General features: G+C 68.7%; 16 protein-coding genes. 4 read left to right on the plus strand and 12 right to left on the minus strand.

Annotated elements, in window-relative coordinates; genetic code table 11:
- The first annotated feature begins 46 nt into the window (after positions 1 to 46).
- On the plus strand, positions 47 to 760 hold the full coding sequence (locus ACMT1E_RS11590; protein WP_414900392.1) for a uracil-DNA glycosylase family protein: 714 nt from the start codon (positions 47 to 49) through the stop codon (positions 758 to 760).
- Positions 760 to 2,517 (plus strand): transglycosylase SLT domain-containing protein, encoded by a 1,758-nt coding sequence (locus tag ACMT1E_RS11595; protein WP_414900393.1) that lies wholly within the window; start codon positions 760 to 762, stop codon positions 2,515 to 2,517. The genes ACMT1E_RS11590 and ACMT1E_RS11595 overlap by 1 nt, the downstream gene beginning before the upstream one ends.
- Here ACMT1E_RS11595 and ACMT1E_RS11600 read toward each other — a convergent pair.
- Complete coding sequence (locus tag ACMT1E_RS11600) at positions 2,504 to 3,028, minus strand: YbjN domain-containing protein (RefSeq protein WP_414900394.1); 525 nt, start codon at positions 3,026 to 3,028, stop codon at positions 2,504 to 2,506. The genes ACMT1E_RS11595 and ACMT1E_RS11600 overlap by 14 nt on opposite strands.
- Positions 3,029 to 3,087: 59 nt before the next feature.
- A complete protein-coding gene (locus ACMT1E_RS11605) occupies positions 3,088 to 3,429 on the minus strand; it encodes a VOC family protein (RefSeq protein WP_414900395.1) in 342 nt (113 codons plus the stop codon).
- Positions 3,430 to 3,481: 52 nt separating this feature from the next.
- Here ACMT1E_RS11605 and ACMT1E_RS11610 point away from each other — a divergent pair, with 52 nt between their 5' ends.
- Positions 3,482 to 4,555: a PA0069 family radical SAM protein gene (locus ACMT1E_RS11610; protein WP_414900396.1), complete on the plus strand. Its 1,074-nt coding sequence runs from the start codon at positions 3,482 to 3,484 to the stop codon at positions 4,553 to 4,555.
- Between the two features lie 42 nt (positions 4,556 to 4,597).
- On the opposite strand, the gene ACMT1E_RS11615 is transcribed toward ACMT1E_RS11610, so the two are convergent.
- Entirely contained in the window at positions 4,598 to 6,196 is a 1,599-nt protein-coding gene (locus ACMT1E_RS11615) for a long-chain fatty acid--CoA ligase (protein WP_414900397.1), read from the minus strand.
- Positions 6,197 to 6,254: 58 nt separating this feature from the next.
- Positions 6,255 to 9,734, minus strand: a complete 3,480-nt coding sequence (gene dnaE / locus ACMT1E_RS11620; RefSeq protein WP_414900398.1) for a DNA polymerase III subunit alpha — start codon at positions 9,732 to 9,734, stop codon at positions 6,255 to 6,257.
- Positions 9,735 to 9,971: 237 nt separating this feature from the next.
- On the opposite strand from dnaE, the gene ACMT1E_RS11625 reads away from it, so the two are divergent.
- A complete protein-coding gene (locus ACMT1E_RS11625) occupies positions 9,972 to 10,253 on the plus strand; it encodes a hypothetical protein (RefSeq protein ID WP_414900399.1) in 282 nt (93 codons plus the stop codon).
- Between the two features lie 34 nt (positions 10,254 to 10,287).
- Here ACMT1E_RS11625 and ACMT1E_RS11630 read toward each other — a convergent pair whose 3' ends face one another.
- The 8 genes from ACMT1E_RS11630 to ccmC all read right to left on the minus strand — a co-directional run bounded on the left by ACMT1E_RS11630 (position 10,288) and on the right by ccmC (position 17,292).
- The gene (locus ACMT1E_RS11630) at positions 10,288 to 12,186 is read right to left on the minus strand and encodes a potassium transporter Kup (RefSeq protein WP_414903406.1); all 1,899 of its coding nucleotides are present in this window, start codon (positions 12,184 to 12,186) and stop codon (positions 10,288 to 10,290) included.
- Positions 12,187 to 12,336: 150 nt separating this feature from the next.
- The gene (locus ACMT1E_RS11635; protein ID WP_414900401.1) at positions 12,337 to 12,963 is read right to left on the minus strand and encodes a tetratricopeptide repeat protein; all 627 of its coding nucleotides are present in this window, start codon (positions 12,961 to 12,963) and stop codon (positions 12,337 to 12,339) included.
- Complete coding sequence (locus ACMT1E_RS11640) at positions 12,960 to 13,370, minus strand: cytochrome c-type biogenesis protein CcmH (protein WP_414900402.1); 411 nt, start codon at positions 13,368 to 13,370, stop codon at positions 12,960 to 12,962. The genes ACMT1E_RS11635 and ACMT1E_RS11640 overlap by 4 nt, the downstream gene beginning before the upstream one ends.
- Entirely contained in the window at positions 13,367 to 13,894 is a 528-nt protein-coding gene (locus tag ACMT1E_RS11645; RefSeq protein WP_414900403.1) for a DsbE family thiol:disulfide interchange protein, read from the minus strand. The genes ACMT1E_RS11640 and ACMT1E_RS11645 overlap by 4 nt, the downstream gene beginning before the upstream one ends.
- Positions 13,891 to 16,017 carry a heme lyase CcmF/NrfE family subunit gene (locus ACMT1E_RS11650; protein ID WP_414900404.1) on the minus strand — a complete coding sequence of 709 codons (2,127 nt, stop codon included), beginning with the start codon at positions 16,015 to 16,017 and terminating at the stop codon, positions 13,891 to 13,893. The genes ACMT1E_RS11645 and ACMT1E_RS11650 overlap by 4 nt, the downstream gene beginning before the upstream one ends.
- The gene (ccmE, locus tag ACMT1E_RS11655; RefSeq protein WP_414900405.1) at positions 16,014 to 16,451 is read right to left on the minus strand and encodes a cytochrome c maturation protein CcmE; all 438 of its coding nucleotides are present in this window, start codon (positions 16,449 to 16,451) and stop codon (positions 16,014 to 16,016) included. Before ccmE ends, ACMT1E_RS11650 begins: the two co-directional genes overlap by 4 nt.
- Positions 16,448 to 16,579, minus strand: a complete 132-nt coding sequence (locus ACMT1E_RS11660; RefSeq protein ID WP_414900407.1) for a hypothetical protein — start codon at positions 16,577 to 16,579, stop codon at positions 16,448 to 16,450. The genes ccmE and ACMT1E_RS11660 overlap by 4 nt, the downstream gene beginning before the upstream one ends.
- On the minus strand, positions 16,576 to 17,292 hold the full coding sequence (gene ccmC, locus ACMT1E_RS11665; protein WP_414900408.1) for a heme ABC transporter permease CcmC: 717 nt from the start codon (positions 17,290 to 17,292) through the stop codon (positions 16,576 to 16,578). Before ccmC ends, ACMT1E_RS11660 begins: the two co-directional genes overlap by 4 nt.
- Positions 17,293 to 17,339 lie beyond the last annotated feature (47 nt).

Below are 17,339 nucleotides of genomic sequence, written 5' to 3' on the forward strand. Positions count from 1 at the left end.
GAGATTGACCCTGGCGTCAACCTTCCCCCCTATGCGCGGCATGCTGATGCCCGCATTCACAGCCGAGGAAAGGTCGAGCCTGCTGGCGTGGTGGCGCGATGCGGGGGTCGACACGCTGGTCGGCGAAACGCCCTTTCCCTGGCTGGCATCGCCGACGCAGCCGACGGAAAACAAGGCGGATGTCGTAACGGCACGGGCGCCCGCGCCATTGCCCGACAGCATCGCCGCGCTCGACGCCTGGCTTGCCGGCGGCGACGACGTGCCGGGCGCCGCCTGGGGCGGCACGCGGATCGCCGCCACCGGCAACCCCGCAGCCACGCTGATGATCGTCACCGGCCAGCCGGAACCGGGCGATGCCGGCGAGGGGCGGCTGTTCGGCGGCGTGGTCGGGCAGTTGTTCGACCGGATGCTGGCCGCGATCGGCCAGAGCCGCGATTCGGTCTATCTGGCGGCCATCGCGCCGACGCGGGTGCCGGCGGGCACGGTCGCGCCGGAAGTGGCCGAACGGCTGATCGCGATCATGCGCCATCGCATCGCGCTCGCCGGGCCGGCACGGGTATTGGTGCTGGGCAATGCGGCCAGCCGTGCGTTGCTTGGGATGGAGTTGCGCGCCGCGCGCGGTTCGATACGCGCGCTTAAGCATGGCGCGGGCACGGTCGAGGCGGTTGCCAGCTTCTCGCCGCCTATGCTGTTGGAGCATCCGGCGGCAAAGGCCGAGGCATGGAAGGACCTGCTGTTGCTGACGGGGAAAGGGGCGTGATGCGGTTTTTTGCGGTCATGGCGCTGCTCGGTTGCGCCGGCGCGGCGCCAGCGCTTGCCGCCCCGGCGCCGACCCCGCCCATCCCCGCCCACAAACAGGCGCCGGCGGTGCTGAACGCGGCGGAAAAAACCGCCTATCGCGCGATCTTCGCCGCGCTCGATGCCCGCCGCTGGGCCGACGCGCAGGCGCAACTGACGGCGATGCCGGACGGGCTGCTGCACCAGACCGCGCTCGCCGAACTCTACACCCGCGCCGGAACGCCGCGCGTCGCGCTGGAACCGCTGCGCGCCTGGCTCGCCCGGTCGCCGGACCTGCCGAAAGCCGGGCAGATCGCCGCCCTCGCCGCCAAGCGCGGAGCGACCGACCTGCCGGCGATCCCGACCGAACAGCGCCTGCAATGGCTGGGCAGCGCCCCGCTGCGCGGCCGGGCGGCGACGATCAAGGTCGACCCGGTCGGCGTCGCCCTGTCGGCGCAGGTGCTGCCGCTGATCAAGGCCGACGACCCGGCCGCCGCCGAGGCGCTGGTCGAAGCCGCCGCCGGGCTGACCAGCGAAGCGCAGACCGAATGGCGTCAGCGGGTCGCCTGGTCCTATTACCTGACCGGCAACGACGCCGACGCCCGCCGCGTCGCCGCGAGGGCGCAGACCGGGGTCGGCGAATGGGCGGTCCACGCCGACTGGATCGCCGGGCTGGCCGCATGGCGCCAGCAGGACTACGCCGCCGCCGCCCGCGCCTTCGATTCGGTCGCGCGGCGCGGCGAGGATGAAGAGATGAAGGCCGCCGGCCAGTACTGGGCGGCCCGCGCCGACATGGCGGAAGGGCGACCAGAACTGGTGCAAGGCCGGCTGCGCGCCGCCGCCCGCAGCCCGGAGACCTTCTACGGCCTGCTCGCCCAGCAGGCGCTGGGCATTACCGCCAAGCCGGGCCAGCAGCCGGAATTGCTCGCCGCCGACTGGGACCGGCTGTCGGCCCATACCAACATCCGCATCGCCGCGGCACTGGTCGAAATCGGCCAGACGGATCTCGCCGCGGACGCGCTGCGCCATCAGGCAAAGATTGGCGACGGGCGCGAGCATGAGATGCTGACCCGGCTCGCCGGGCGGATGAACATGCCGGCGCTGCAGATCTGGCTGGCGCATAACGGCCCGGCCGGCACCCGGCTGGCGGCCAGCGCGCGCTACCCGGCGCCGGACTGGACACCGGCCGGTGGCTGGCGCGTCGACCGGGCGCTGATCTTTGCCCATACTCTGCAGGAATCGCGCTTTCGCACCGATGCGGTCAGCCCGGCCGGCGCCTATGGCCTGATGCAGCTGATGCCGACGACCGCGCAACTGATCGCCCGGCGCAAGGGCGAGACCGTCGACCGCGCCGCCCTCACCAACCCGGCGACCAACATCGAATTCGGCCAGGCCTATCTGGAGCAACTGCGCGACGGCAGCGCGACCGGCGGGCTGCTGCCCAAGGTGATCGCCGCCTATAACTGCGGGCCGCTGCCGGTCGGCGAATGGAACGGGCGCGGCTTCGACAAGGGCGACCCGCTACTCTACATCGAAAGCATCCCCTATTGGGAAACGCGCGGCTATGTCGCGGTCGTCATGCGCAATTACTGGATGTACCAGCAGAACGCGGGCGACCCGTCGCCCAGCCGCAAGGCGCTGGCCGAGGGGCTATGGCCGCGCTTCCCCGGCCTGCCCGGCGCATCGGCGGTGCGGATCACCGCCGGACCGACCGAAACCGCGCTGCTCAGCGCGCAGTAGCCGGCGGCGAAACCGGCGGCGCGTCGTCGCGCTTGTCGATGAAGGTGGCGAGGTCGGCGCTCATTACCGCCCACCAGTCCAGCGCGTCGGCGAAATTGGCCGGGGTCATCCGGCCGATGGTGGTGACGTCCATCGTCGCGCCAAGGTCGCCTTCCTTGTCGATATAGGTCTTGAGAAAGCGCTTTCCGGCGTTCCATTCGTTGACCATGTCGAGGGTGAAGCCCGCTTCCTTGCGATACCAGCTATAGAATTGCAGCGAGGAACAGCCGCTGTCCGGGCGGCAGCCGTAGAATTCGATGATGAACGGCGCGCCGTTGGCGGCGCTGACGATATAAGGCGCGCCCTTTTCGTTATGCTTCAGTTCCGCCTTGTAGCCGGCATCGCGCACCGCGCCCGCCACCACCTCGGCCCGCGACACGTCGATCGGCCGGTCCCGGTCCGCGCGCGGCTGCGCCGCCGCGCCATCCGATAGCGCCGCCATGGCCATGATTGCGATCAACGCTGCCCGCATAACCCTCCCCGTCTACATCCGGGGCCAGCATAACCCCATGCTCCGCAGGGACAACGCCCCTAAGCCGCCGAAGGCTGCATAACCGCCAGTTCGTGCCCGTCCGGATCGCGAAAATGAAACCGCCTGCCGCCGGGGAAGGCAAAGATGGCGCGGGTGATGGCACCGCCCGCCGCCGTCACCGCCGCCAGAGTCGCATCAAGATCGTCGACCTCGACGACCGGCAGCGCCGCCGCCGTCTGTTCCGCCACGTCACCCTGAAAACCGACATCGGTATCGCCGCTGGTCGTCGCCGCATAGCCTGGCCCGAAATCGGCGAACGTCCACCCGAACGCCGCCGCATAGAACGCCTTTGCCGCCGCCACGTCCGCGCTCGGCAGTTCCAGATAGTTGAGGCGTGCCATCCTGATCTCCATTGTTCTTGATATGTTCTATAAGTACTGCCATCCTCCGTCAATGGATTCGCGCAAACGCCCGGTTCGCGGCGCGACGCTCAACCGCGAGAGCAGCCGCTTCAACCTGCCGGAACGGGCGGCGGATGGCGACTGGCTGGATGCGCAGGAGTCGATCGACGGCGCCGTCGCACCGGTCCGCACCACCGTCACCGTCGAGGCGCCCAGGACGATCATCAACCGCAACCAGTCGCCCGACATCCCGTTCGACCGCTCGATCAACCCTTATCGCGGCTGCGAGCACGGCTGCATCTACTGCTTCGCGCGACCGAGCCATGCCTGGCACGACCTGTCGCCCGGCATCGATTTCGAGACGCGGCTGTTCGCCAAGCCGGATGCGGCGCGGCTGCTGCGCGCGGAGCTGGCGAAGCCGGGCTACACGCCGGCGCCGATCGCGATGGGGACCAACACCGACCCCTATCAGCCGATCGAGGCGACGTGGAAGATCACCCGCGCCATCGTCGCCCTGCTCGCCGAAACGCGCCACCCGCTCAGCATCACCACCAAGTCGGACCGGGTGGTGCGTGACATCGACCTGCTGGCGCGGATGGCGGAGTACCAACTGGTCGGCGTCGCCCTGTCGATCACCTCGCTCGACCCGCGCATCGCGATGACGCTGGAGCCGCGCGCGCCGCACCCGGAAAAGCGGCTGGCGGCGGTCAAGGCGCTCGCCGCCGCCGGGGTGCCCGCCTATGTCTCGATCGCCCCCGTCATCCCCGGTATCACCGACCATGAGCTTGAACATCTGGTGGCGCGGGCGGCGGAGGCGGGCGCGCGCGGCGTGTCGTTCATTCCGGTGCGGCTGCCGTTCGAAGTGGCGCCGCTGTTTCGCGCCTGGCTCGACACGCATTTCCCAGATCGCGCGGCGAAGGTGATGGCGACGATCCAGGCGATGCGCGGCGGCCGCGACAATGATCCGCGCTTCTTCGACCGGATGCGCGGCCACGGCCCCTATGCCGATCTGCTGCGCACCCGCTTCCACATCGCCGCGCGCCGGCACGGGCTTAACCGCGAACGCGGCGTGCTGCGCAGCGACCTGTTCCAGCCGCCGGCAGGGGCGCAGCTGCGGCTGCTGTAAGGTGCCGCCGGAGCCGCGATGCCGGCTTCGTCCGTCGGGAGATCAGGCGACCTTCAGCCGGTAATCCTTGTACTCGGCGCGCAATGCGGTTTTCAACAGCTTGCCGGTCGCGGTGTGCGGCAGTTCGTCGACAAAAGCGATTTCGTCGGGAAGCCACCATTTCGCGACCCGGCCGGCAAGAAAGGCGATAATCTCCGCCTCGGTCACCGTCGCGCCCGGCTTGCGGACAACCAGCAGCAGCGGTCGTTCGTCCCATTTCGGATGATAGACGCCGATCGCCGCCGCCTCCGCCACCCCGGGGCAGTCGACGGCCGCATTCTCCAGATCGACCGAACTGATCCATTCGCCGCCGGATTTGATGACATCCTTCGACCGGTCGGTGATCTGCATCGTCCCGTTCGGGTGAAGCACGGCGACGTCGCCGGTGTCGAACCAGCCGTCCGCGTCGATCGCCGGGCCGGTTTCGTCGCGGAAATAGCGGTCCAGCACCCACGGCCCGCGCACCTGCAACCGGCCGGAACTGGCGCCGTCACGCGGCTGGACGACACCGTCATCGTCGACGACGCGCAGTTCGACGCCGAACGGCACCCGCCCCTGGCGCACCACCTGATCGACTTGCGCCTCGAAATCCAGATCGTCCCAGTCATGGCTTGGCGCGCCGCAGGTACCGATCGGCGAGGTTTCGGTCATCCCCCACGCATGGCCGACGCGGATGCCCATTGTCATCAGCCGCTCGATCATCATCCGTGGCGCTGCCGAACCGCCGATCGTCACCAGTTGCAGGTGCTGCGGCGCCTCGCCGGTTTCGTCGATATGCTTGAACATCGCCAGCCACACCGTCGGCACCCCGGCGGAATGGGTGACCTTTTCCCGGTTCATCAGCAGGCACAGGACCTTGGGATCGTTGACCGCCGAACAGACCATCTTCACCCCCGCCATCGGCGCCGCGAACGGCAGGCCCCAGGCGGCGGCGTGGAACATCGGCACGATCGGCAGCGTCACCGCGCGCGGCGACAGGTCGAACACCGCCGGCGACACCTCCGTCATCGCGTGGAGCAACGTCGAACGGTGGGTGTAGAGCACGCCCTTCGGGTTGCCGGTGGTGCCCGATGTGTAGCAGAGCATGCAGGGGGCGCGTTCCGGCCCCTCGACCCAGCGGTAATCGCCGTCTTCGGCCGCGATCAGGCTTTCGAAGCCGTCGGCGCCGGCCGGCGGGTCAAAGCAGATGAAGTGCTCGATCGTGGTGAATTGCGGTTTCAGCCGGTCGACCAGCGGCTGGAATGCGCGGTCATAGAACAGCACCCGGTCGCCGGCGTGATTAGCGATGTAGACGATCTGCTCGTCGAACAGCCGCGGGTTGATCGTGTGGATCACCCCGCCCATGCCGATCGCCCCGTACCAGGCGACGATGTGACGGCCGTGGTTCATCGCCAACGTCGCAATCCGATCGCCCGGCGTCATACCCAGCCGTTCCAGCGCCTGCGCCAGCCGCCGCGCGTCGCGGTGGACGCCGGCCCAGTCGCTGCGGCTTTCCTGCCCGTCCGCCCAGTAAGTGACGACTTCCCGCTCGCCATGCTCGCGCGCCGCATGGTCGATGATCCGCGGCACACGCAGTTCGAATTCCTGCATCCCGCCCAGCATACTCTCCTCCATCTTATTCAGGCATGGTCAGGCCTGAACGCGAGGGAATCAAGCGCAATCAGGATACCAGGGCAAGGCGGGGTGCTTCCGCCGCGCGCAGTGTCGCGTCGGTGACACCAGCCAGCTTCTCGACCCGCGCCTGCACTTCGGCGTCGAGCAGGAAGTCGCGGCCCAGGCGCAGGTCAACGGCGGTGCCGTCGTCCAGCACCGCGTGGAGAATCAGCGCGCCGCGCCCGCCGCGCAGCGACGAGACCAGCGCCGCCAGCCCCGGCAGCACCACAGCGTCGTCAACCGTCACATGCAGTTCAAGTCGGGCCGACCCGCTCAACTGCTCGAACGGCTGAATGCGCTTGACGGTGACGCGCGGGCTGTCTTCCCCCGGTTTGCGGTCAAGCTCGACATGCAGCAGGCCGCAGCCGCCGTCCCTGGCCGCCGCCTCCAGCTCCGCCGCAACACCGTCGTCAAAGCAGCTGGCGACAAACTGGCCGGTCGCGTCGGACAGGGTGCACATCAGATAGCGCCGTCCCCGCGCCGAGGTGCGCCAACGCGCATCCTCGACCAGCGCCGCCATCACTGCCCCGGTGCGGCTCGCCTCCTCGCCGGCCGGCTGGCCGCACAGCGCGCCGTAACTGCGGGCGCTGTGCGCCACCGCCAGATGGCGATAGCGGTCGACCGGGTGGGCGGAGAAATAGAAGCCGAACGCCTCCTTCTCCTGCGCCATCCGTTCCGCCAGCGTCCACACCGCGTCGGCGGGCAGGCGGATGCCGGCGGCCGGGCTGGCGGAACCGGCGCCGAACAGGCCGCCCTGCCCGCTGATCCGCGCATCGGCGGCGCGGGCGGCGACCGCCAGGATCGTCTCCGCCGCCGCATAGGCACCGGCGCGGGCCGGGACGAGCGCGTCGAACGCGCCACCGGCGATCAGGCTTTCCAGCTGGCGCTTGTTCAACATCTTCGGGTCGACCCGGCCGGCGAAATCGTCGAGCGAGGTGAACGGCCCGCCTTTCGCCCGTTCCGCGACCAGCTGGTCCATCGCCTTTTCGCCGACCCCCTTCAGCGCGGCGAGCGCATAGCGGACGGCCAGCCCGTCACCCCGCTCCTCGACGGTGAATTCCGCCTCGCTGGCGTTGATGTCGGGCGGCAGGCACGGCAGCTCCATGCGCCGCATATCGTCGACGAAAATGCCGAGCTTGTCGGTCAACGCCATGTCGTAGCACATCGACGCGGCGTAGAAGGCGTGCGGGTGATGCGCCTTCAGCCAGGCCGTCTGATAGGCGAGCAGGGCATAGGCGGCGGCGTGGCTCTTGTTGAAGCCGTAGCCGGCGAACTTGTCGATCAGGTCGAACAGCTCGTTGGCCTTTTCCGCGTCGATCGCGTTGGCGGCGCAGCCGTCGACGAAGCGCTGGCGCTGGGCATCCATTTCCGCCTTGATCTTCTTGCCCATCGCGCGGCGCAGGAGATCCGCCTCGCCCAGGCTGTAGCCGGCGAGCACCTGCGCCGCCTGCATCACCTGTTCCTGATAGACGAAGATGCCGTAGGTCTCGGCCAGTATCCCCTCAAGCAGCGGGTGGGGATAGGCAATCGCCTCCCGCCCGTTCTTGCGGGCGCCGAACATCGGAATATTGTCCATCGGCCCCGGCCGGTAGAGCGAGACCAGCGCGATGATGTCACCGAAATTGGTCGGGCGGACGGCGGCGAGAGTGCGCCGCATCCCTTCCGATTCCAGCTGGAACACGCCGACCGTGTCGCCGCGCTGGAGCAGTTCGTAGACCTGCGCGTCGTCCCACGGCAGGCCGTCCAGATCGACCGCGACGCCGCGTTCGGCAAGGATCGTCACCGCCTTTTTCAGCACCGACAGGGTTTTCAGGCCGAGAAAGTCGAACTTCACCAGCCCGGCGCCCTCGACATATTTCATGTCGAACTGGGTCACCGGCATGTCGGAGCGGGGATCGCGGTACAGCGGCACCAGTTGCGACAGCGGCCGGTCGCCGATGACGACGCCGGCGGCATGGGTCGAACTGTGGCGCGGCAGCCCCTCCAGCTTCTGCGCCAGGTCGAACAGCTGCTTCACCTGCGCGTCGGCTTTGTATTCGGCGGCCAGCTCCGTCACGCCATTCAGCGCGCGTTCCAGCGTCCATGGGTCGGTCGGGTGGTTGGGCACCAGCTTGGCCAGCCGGTCGACCTGACCGTAGCTCATCTGCAGGACGCGGCCGGTGTCCTTCAGCACCGCGCGCGCCTTCAGCCGCCCGAAGGTGATGATCTGGGCGACATGCTCGCGGCCGTACTTCCCCTGGACGTAGCGGATCACCTCCTCGCGCCGGGTTTCGCAGAAGTCGATGTCGAAGTCCGGCATCGACACGCGTTCCGGGTTGAGGAAGCGTTCGAACAGCAGGCCGAGGCGGATCGGGTCGAGATCGGTGATGGTCAGCGCCCAGGCGACGACCGATCCGGCGCCGGAACCGCGCCCCGGCCCGACCGGAATGTCGTGCTGCTTCGCCCATTTGATGAAGTCGGCGACGATCAGGAAATAGCCGGGAAAGCCCATCTGGGTGATGATGCCGATCTCGAACTCAAGCCGGTCGCGATAGACCTGACGGTCGATAGTGTCCGGCAAACGGTCCAGCCGCGCCTCCAGTCCGTGGCGCGCGTCCTCGGCCAGCCGCGTCGCCTCTCCCTCCCTGTCGCCGGCGAGGCTGGGCAGGATCGGCTTGCGCTTCGGCGCGGCGACGGCGCAACGCTGCGCCACCACCAGCGTGTTGGCGATCGCTTCCGGCAGATCCTCGAACAGCGCCTTCATCGCCTTGGCCGGCTTCATCCACGCATCCGGCGAGCTGTGCTTGCGGTCCTCGCTTTCGACATAGCTGGACGAGGCGATGCACAGCATCGCGTCATGGGCGGCGTGGAACTGCTCGTCGGCGAAGCAGCACGGGTTGGTCGCGACCAGCGGCAGTTTGCGGCCGTAGGCGAGGTTCAGCAGATGCGGCTCGGCCTTGCCCTCGACCTCGTCCAGCCGGCGGACGATCTCGATATACAGCCGGTCGGGAAACAGCGCTTCCAACCGGTCGGCATAATCCTCGGCATCGCGCATCTGTTCTTCGGCATAGAGGCGGGCGAGCGCCCCCTCGCCGCCGGCGGTCAGCGCGATCAGCCCGGCGGTCCGCCCCTCCAGCGCGGCGAAATCGACATGCGCCTGCTCTTCGATCGGCCGGTCGAGATGGGCCATAGACGCCAGCGCGCACAGATTGTCGTAGCCGGTTTCGTCCTGCGCGTAGAGCGCCAGCCAGTCGAACAGGCGCGGTGCGCCCGCCGGCAAGTCCGGCCGGGCGATGCACAGCATCGTACCGATAACCGGCTGCACCCCCGCCTTCTTCGCCGCGTCGGAAAAGGCCATCGCGCCATAGAGGCCGTTGCGGTCGGTGATCGCCGCCGCCGGAAAGCCCAGCTCACGCGCCCGCGTGGCGATCGCCTTCGGATCGATCGCCCCGTCGAGCATGGTGTAGGCGGAAAAGATCCGGAGCGGAACGAAGGCGGCATGCGGCATCGGCCGACTATGGGCGTTCGTTTCGATTCGGGGAAGGCGTCGGGGCTTGTTCGCGTTGGGCGGAACCGGCACCAGCCCGCGCCCCCGCCCGGCCTCCCACATGATACTGCCGTTGGGAGGCCGGGCGGGGGCGCGGGCCGGTGCCGCTCAAACGCAACAAACCCCGTTGATGGAGAATGATTGGTTAACCATGTCGACCTATGCTTGCCGCCACCTTGGCAGCAGGGGGAAACCGCGATGGACTATCAGGGAACGACCTTCAACGGCGGCCTGGTCCGGCTGGACGGCAACCGCTTCATCGACTGCGTCTTCGACGGCGCGGTGCTGTGTTACGACGGCGGGCCGATCCACATCGTCGGCTGCAGCTTCAAGAATATCGGCGGCTGGCGGTTCGGCGGCGCGTTCGGCACCGGGCTGGACATGCTCGGCCAACTTTACCGCGGCGACCATGAACAGGGCCTGCGGATCGTCGGCCAGGCGATGTTCCGCCCCGCCGCCCCCGCCGACAAGGCGGCCTGAAGGGGCGCGGGCCGGCGCCGCCCGCACCCGGCGCCTAGATTTCCACCTGACTGCCCAGTTCGACGACGCGGTTGGTTGGCAGGCGAAAGAATTCCATCGCGCTTTCGGCGTTGCGCAGCATCCAGGCGAACACCTTTTCGCGCCAGATCGCCATGCCGGGGCGCGCCGATGGCAGCAGCGTCTGCCGGGCAAGGAAAAAGCTGGTGTCCATCATCTTGATCGCCGGGCCGCAGCCGGTCAGCTGCTTCAGCGCCGCCGGCACGTCCGGCTCCTGCATGAAGCCGTAGACGACGACGAGCCGGTGGAAGCCGCGGCCAAGGTCCTCCAGCCGGCACCGCCCCTCCGGCTCGACATAGGGTGAATCGGCGATCTTGACCGTCAGCAGGATCACCCGTTCGTGCAGCACCTTGTTGTGCTTCAGATTGTGGAGCAGCGCGTGCGGCACGCCGTCCGGCGTCGACGTCATGAACACCGCCGTGCCCGGCACCCGGGTAGCGGAACTGGCGGCGGATTCGATGAAGATCATGATCGGCATCGCCGCTTCGCGCATCCGCTCGATCATCAGCTTGCGGCCCTTCGCCCAGGTGGTGAGCAGGGTGAAGGCGATCAGCCCAATCAGCAGCGGGAACCAGCCGCCGTCCGGCACCTTGGTCAGGTTGGCGGCGAAATAGGCGCCGTCGACCAGCGCGAACACCGCGACCAGCGGCACGGCGTACAGCGGGTTCCACCGCCACAGCGTGAACAGCAGCACCGCCAGCAGGCAGGTGTCGATGAACATCGCGCCGGTGACGGCGATGCCATAGGCCGATGTCAGGTTGGACGATGTCTGGAAAAACAGCACCAGCAGGATCACCATCACCATCAGCATCCAGTTGATCATCGGGATATAGATCTGCCCGACCGTCGATGCGCTGGTATGGAGAATCTTCAGGCGCGGCATGAAACCAAGCTGGATCGCCTGATGGGTGACGGAAAAAGCGCCGGAGATCACCGCCTGGCTGGCGATGATCGCGGCAAGGGTGGCGATGCCGACCAGCGGCAGCTGGAACCATTGCGGCGCCAGCAGGTAAAACGGGCTGACCAGCGCCGCCTGCCCTTCGACGAACAGCAACGCCCCCTGCCCCATATAGTTGAGCATCAGCGCCGGCAGCACGAAGGCCAGCCATGACACGCGGATCGGTCCGCGCCCGAAATGGCCCATATCGGCGTAAAGCGCCTCCGCCCCGGTCACAGCCAGCACCACCGAGCCAAGCGCAAGGAAAGCGGCCTGGCTGTTGGCCAGGAAGAAATGCACCGCCCAATAGGGGTTAAACGCGCTCAACACCGCCGGATAGCGAAAGATGCTGATCGCGCCTAACGTCGCGATCACGGTGAAATAGGTCAGCATGATCGGCCCGAACAGCGCGCCGACCCGCGCCGTGCCGCTGCTCTGGATCGAAAACAGAAAGACCAGGATCATCACCGCAATCGGCACGACCAGCCCGCCGAACGCCGGCATAGCGATCGCCAGCCCCTCGACCGCCGACAGCACCGACACCGCCGGGGTGATCATGCTGTCGCCATAGAACAGCGCCGTCGCGAACACGCCGAGCAGAACGATGCCGCCGGTCCATTTCTTGGTCCCCATGCTGGCGTTGATCAGCGCCAGCAGCGCCAGGCTGCCACCTTCGCCCTTGTTGTCGGCGCGCATGATGATCGCGACATATTTGATCGTGACGACCAGAATCATCGACCAGAACATCAGGCTGATGACGCCCAGGATATGCGCCGGGTCCAGCGTCAGCTTGTGGTGGCCGGCAAAGGTTTCGCGAAAGGCGTAGAGCGGGCTGGTGCCGATATCGCCGAAGACGATGCCGACCGCGCCGACCGCCAGCTTCCACCGGCCCTGCCCCGGCTCATGGCCGCGCGCGCCGGCATCGGGGCCGGCGGGCACCGCCGCATCGACGGGGATGTTCACCCGCGTCGTCCTTCGCTGTTCAGACGCATGACTGGCATAACGGATACTAAGCCCCGAAGCCCCCCTTGGCCGGCGCGGCGCCCTAGCACCGCGTTCACCGCACTGCAACAGCGGCGTTTATCGGCCTCAGCGCGCCTTCAGCATCATGTCGACCGCGCGCAGGCGCAGGGCGATGTCTTCCCGCCAGGGCGCGTCGGCCGGCGCCCGCGCCAGCATCCCGGCCCATGTCTCGCGCGCTTCCTCCAGCCGCCCAGACTGGGCAAGCGAAAGGCCGAGGAAGAACGGCGCGGCGGGCGCAGCGGGCGCGATCGCCATCGCCCGGTGATAGGCGTAGACCGATGCTGGCGACGCCTGCCCGCCGGCATGGACAACCAGCGCGTTGCCCAGGCCGGTCCACAGATCCGGGCTGTCCGGGTAGTCGCGCAGGCCGCGCTTCACATAGCCGACACCGGCCTCGGTCAGTCCGGCGCGCATCATTCCTTCCGACGCGATCAACCAGGCGACATCGCTGCCGAACCGGTTGCCAAGCTCCTGCCGCTTGGCGATCGTCGCCTCATCCACCCTGGGCTGGGTGGCGCGCGGCTTGGCCGGCTTGCCGATCAGGCCGGGGCTGCCCTGCAACGCATAACCGCCCAGGCCAAGCAACAGCGCCGCCAGCACCGGTTCACGCGTGATGCGCGGCATATGGCCGAACCGCCACAGCGCCAGGCCGACGGCCATCGCCAGTATGAACGCGATCAGCCAGCCGGTCACCGCCGCCTCCGGAACCGCCGCCGGGCGACAAACGCGCCGGCGGCGACAAGCAGCAGCGGCGCCGCCCATAGCGGCCAGTTGACCGGCTTCGTCGACGGCGCATAGCTGACCCAGTCGCCATAGCGTTCGATCAGCCAGCGGCGGATCGCCTCCGGCTCCTCCCCGGCGGCGACGCGGCGACGGATCAGCGCGCGCATGTCACCCGCCATATCGGCATCGCTGTCGGCGATCGACTGGCCCTGGCAGACGAGGCAGCGGATCGTCCGCATCAACGCCGCCGCCTTCGCCTCCTGCGCCGGGTCGGCAAGCTGGGTGTCGGCATAGGCGGCGGCGGCCATCCGCGAATCGGCCAGCGCCGGCGCCGCCGGGGCCAGCAACAGGGCCAGAACCAGCGCCCGCGCCCTCATCGCGCACCCTCCAGCGCCGCGAGGATCGCCGGCACATCCTCTTCGCGAATCGGGCCGACATGCTGGTGGCGGATGATGCCGCGCCCGTCGATGACGAAGCTTTCCGGCACGCCGGACGATCCAAACGCCATCTGCACCCGCGAATCATGGTCGGCGCCGATCCGCGCGAACGGATCGCCCCAGCGGGCGAGGAAGGCGGCCAGATCGTCCGGCCGGTCGCGGATCGCGATCGCGTCGATGACGACGCCCTTGTCCTTCAACGCCATCAGCACGGGCGCCTCGGCGGCGCAGGGCAGGCACCAGCTGGCAAAGATGTTGAGCAGACGCGGCCTGCCGTCGGCGAACGCGGCGCTGTCCAGCCCCGGCTTGCCCGGCACCGCCGCCGGCAGGGCAAAGACAGGCGCCGGCTGGCCGATCATCTTCGACACGACGACATGGTCGGCCGGGCGCACCAGCCCGAAGACGATAAAGCCGACGAGCAGCGCGAACAGCCCCAGCGGCGCCCAGAGCACGACCTTCCTCATAGATAGGCCCGCCGGTCATGTGCCGTGCGCTCCCGCCGCAGCCGGCCGATCAGCGACAGCGCGCCGCCGAGCGCGATCAACCCGCCGCCACCCCAGATCAGCGTCACGAATGGCTTCCACCACAGCCGCAACTGCCAGCGGCCGTCATCGTCGCCCTTGCCGAGCACCACGTAGAGCTGGCCGTCGAGGCGGGTGGCAATCGCCGATTCGTTGGTCTCGGTCGGCGGGTTGGGGAAGAAGCGCGCCTGCGGTTTCAGCGTCACCGGCGCGCCATCGCCCCGCCGCGCGACAATCGTCCCTTCCAGCGCGGTCCAGTTCGGCCCGGCGATCGGGTCGACGCCGACGAAGCGGACGCTGTACGGGCCGACCGCCACTGTGTCGCCCGGCCGCGCCGCGACCAGCTTCTCCTTGGTGAAGGAGCTCTCGCTCGCCATGCCAAACAGGCTGACCGCGATACCGAGATGGGCGATGACCATGCCCCAGGTGAACAGCGGCGTGCGGCGCAGGTTGCGCTTCCACAGCGGCGCCAGGCTGGCGGCGCCGACCCCGGTCGCCAACGTCAGGCCAAGCAGCGGCAAGACGCCGATCGGGCTGACGAGCAGCACCACGCCCAGCGTCACGACGCTCAGCAGCACCGGCAGCGCGATCCGCCGCGCCAGCGCGCCCAGTTCGTCCCGCCGCCAGCGCAGCAGCGGCCCGGCGGCCATCAGCGCGACGAGGATCAGCGCCAGCGGCCCGGCGGCGGCGTTGAAATAAGGGGGGCCGACCGACAGCTTCTCGCCGTTCACCGCCTCCACCCCCAGCGGATAGAGCGTGCCGACCAGCACGACGCCGAGGATCGCGCTCAGCAGCAGATTGTTGCCGACCAGCGCGCCCTCGCGGCTGACCGGGTCGAACGGCGTGCCCTCGCGGATCGTCGGCGCGCGCAGCGCGAACAGCGCCAGCGCCCCGCCGATGTAAAGGATCAGCAGCGCCAGGATGAAGCTGCCCCGGCGCGGATCGACGGCAAAGGCGTGGACGCTGGTCAATATACCGGACCGGACGAGGAAAGTGCCGATCATCGACATCGAGAAGGCGACGACCGCCAGCATCACCGTCCACGTCCGCAGCCCCTGCCGCGTCGCCAGCACCGTCACCGAATGGAGCAGCGCCGTCGCCGCCAGCCAGGGCATCAGCGACGCATTCTCCACCGGGTCCCAGAACCACCAGCCGCCCCAGCCCAGCTCGTAATACGCCCAATAGCTGCCGGCGGTGATGCCGATGGTCAGCATGATCCACGCCGCCAGCACCCACGGCCGCATCGCCCGGGCGAAATCGGCGCCGACGTCGCGGGTCACAAGCGCGCCGACCGCGAAGGAAAAGGCGACCGACAGGCCGACATAGCCGAGGTAGAGTGTCGGCGGGTGGAAGGCGAGGCCGGGGTCCTGCAACAGCGGGTTCAACCCCATGCCGTCCGCCGGTGCCGGGTTGAGCCGCGCGAACGGGTTCGATGCGAACAGCAGGAAGGCGTAGAACCCAATCCCGATCGCCGCCTGCGCCGCCAGCGTCGCGATCAGCGTCGGCTCGCGCAGCCGCCGCTCCGCGACGCCGACCAGCGCGCCGGCGACGGCGAGGATCGTCACCCACATCAGCATCGACCCTTCGTGGTTGCCCCACGCGCCGGCCCATTTGTAGAGCATAGGCTTCATCGAATGGCTGTTCTCGACGACCAGCTTCACCGACATGTCGGACCGCACGAACAGAACGATCAGACAGGCAAAGGCAAACAGCGCCAGCACCCCCTGCACGATCGCCAGCGGCCGGATCGCGGCGCCCAGCGCGGCGGCACCGGGCCCTCCCCCCACGCCGCCCATCCCGAGCGAAGTCGAGGGACCCGCACGGGCTTCCCCCCCTCCGTCCATCCCGAGCGTAGTCGAGGGACCTCCGATGGCTGGCCCGGTGCGTCCCTCGACTACGCTCGGGATGGACGAGGTAGAGAATGGCTGGGATGTGGCTTTGCCCGCCCCATCACCCGCGCCGGGGGCAACCCCCGCCGCCCGGAGCGCGGACAGGCCGAGCACCAGTTGCAGCGCCGCCAGCGCCGCCGCCAGCCACAGGGCGGCAAGGCCCGCCTCGGCGATCATTGCTCCAGCGTCTCGGTCTTGTGCTCGGCGCCGGCCAGTTGCGGCGGCATGTAGCGTTCGTCATGCTTGGCAAGAATGGTGTCGGCGTCAAACACGCCGTCGGTGCCGAACCGGCCGTCGGCGACAACGCCGCTATTTTCCTTGAACAGATCCGGCACGATGCCGGTGTACCGGACCGGCACGGTCGCGCCCCCGTCGGCGACGGTGAAGCGGATAGTGACGCCGTCCGGCTCGCGGACGATCGACTTGTCGGCGACCATGCCGCCCAGCCGCATCGCCTGCCCCGGCGGCACCCCGCCCAGCCGGGCGATGTCGGCGGGGGAATAGAAATAGGCGGCCTGATCGCGCAATGCCGACATGGCGAGCAGGGTCGCGCCGATCATCGCCGCCACGGCCAGCAGCACCAGCACCAGCCGCTGATGTTTCGCCTTCATCGGTCGCGCCGCAGGTCGGCGGAAGCTTTTTCGGCGGCCCGCATCGCCAGCCAGGCCCAGACACCGGCGGCAAGGGTGCCGCCGATCGTCACCGCATAGGCGGCGATCACGAACGGCCAGGGGTTCATACCGCCGCCATCCGCCGCAGCCGCGCCTCGACCTTGGCGCGGGCGAGCAGCGTGCGCATCCGCATCAGCACGATCGCTGCGAAGATCAGGGTGAAGCCAAGCGCGGAAAAGATCAGCGGATAAAGGATCGCCGCGTCGATTTTCGATCCGCCAAGCGTGATGCTCGCCGGCTGGTGCAGGCTGTTCCACCAGACGACGGACCGGTTGATGATCGGGATGTTGACCGCGCCGACCAGCCCGAAGATCGCCGTCGCGCGGCTGACCCCGCTGCGCTCGTCGCCGGCGTTGGCCAGCGCGATATAGCCGAAATAGAGGAACAGCAGCACCAGCATCGACGTCATCCGCCCGTCCCACTGCCACCATGTGCCCCAGGCCGGGCGGCCCCACAGCGACCCGGTCAGCAGGCAGAGCGCGGTGAACAGCGCACCCGGCACCGCGACCGCCCGCGCCGCAACCCCGGCGAGCGGGTGCCGCCAGACGATCTGGGCAAGGCTGGCAATGGCGATGCCGGTCCAGCCGCCCATCCCCAGCCAGGCGGCGGGGACGTGAACGTAAAGGATGCGGACCGTCTCGCCCTGCAGATAGTCGGGCGGCGACAGGAACAGCCCGGCGTAGAGGCCATATCCGGCCATCAGCACCCCGGCGGCGGCCAGCCACGGCGTCACCGGCCGGGCGATCGCAAGGAAGCGGGTCGGGTTGGCGAAACCATGCATCGCCGCCGCCTTAGCGGCTTGGGTCGGCGGTTGGAACCGCCTTCACG

Source organism: Sphingomonas flavalba, from assembly GCF_047553045.1.
GTDB lineage: Bacteria > Pseudomonadota > Alphaproteobacteria > Sphingomonadales > Sphingomonadaceae > Sphingomonas_L > Sphingomonas_L flavalba_A.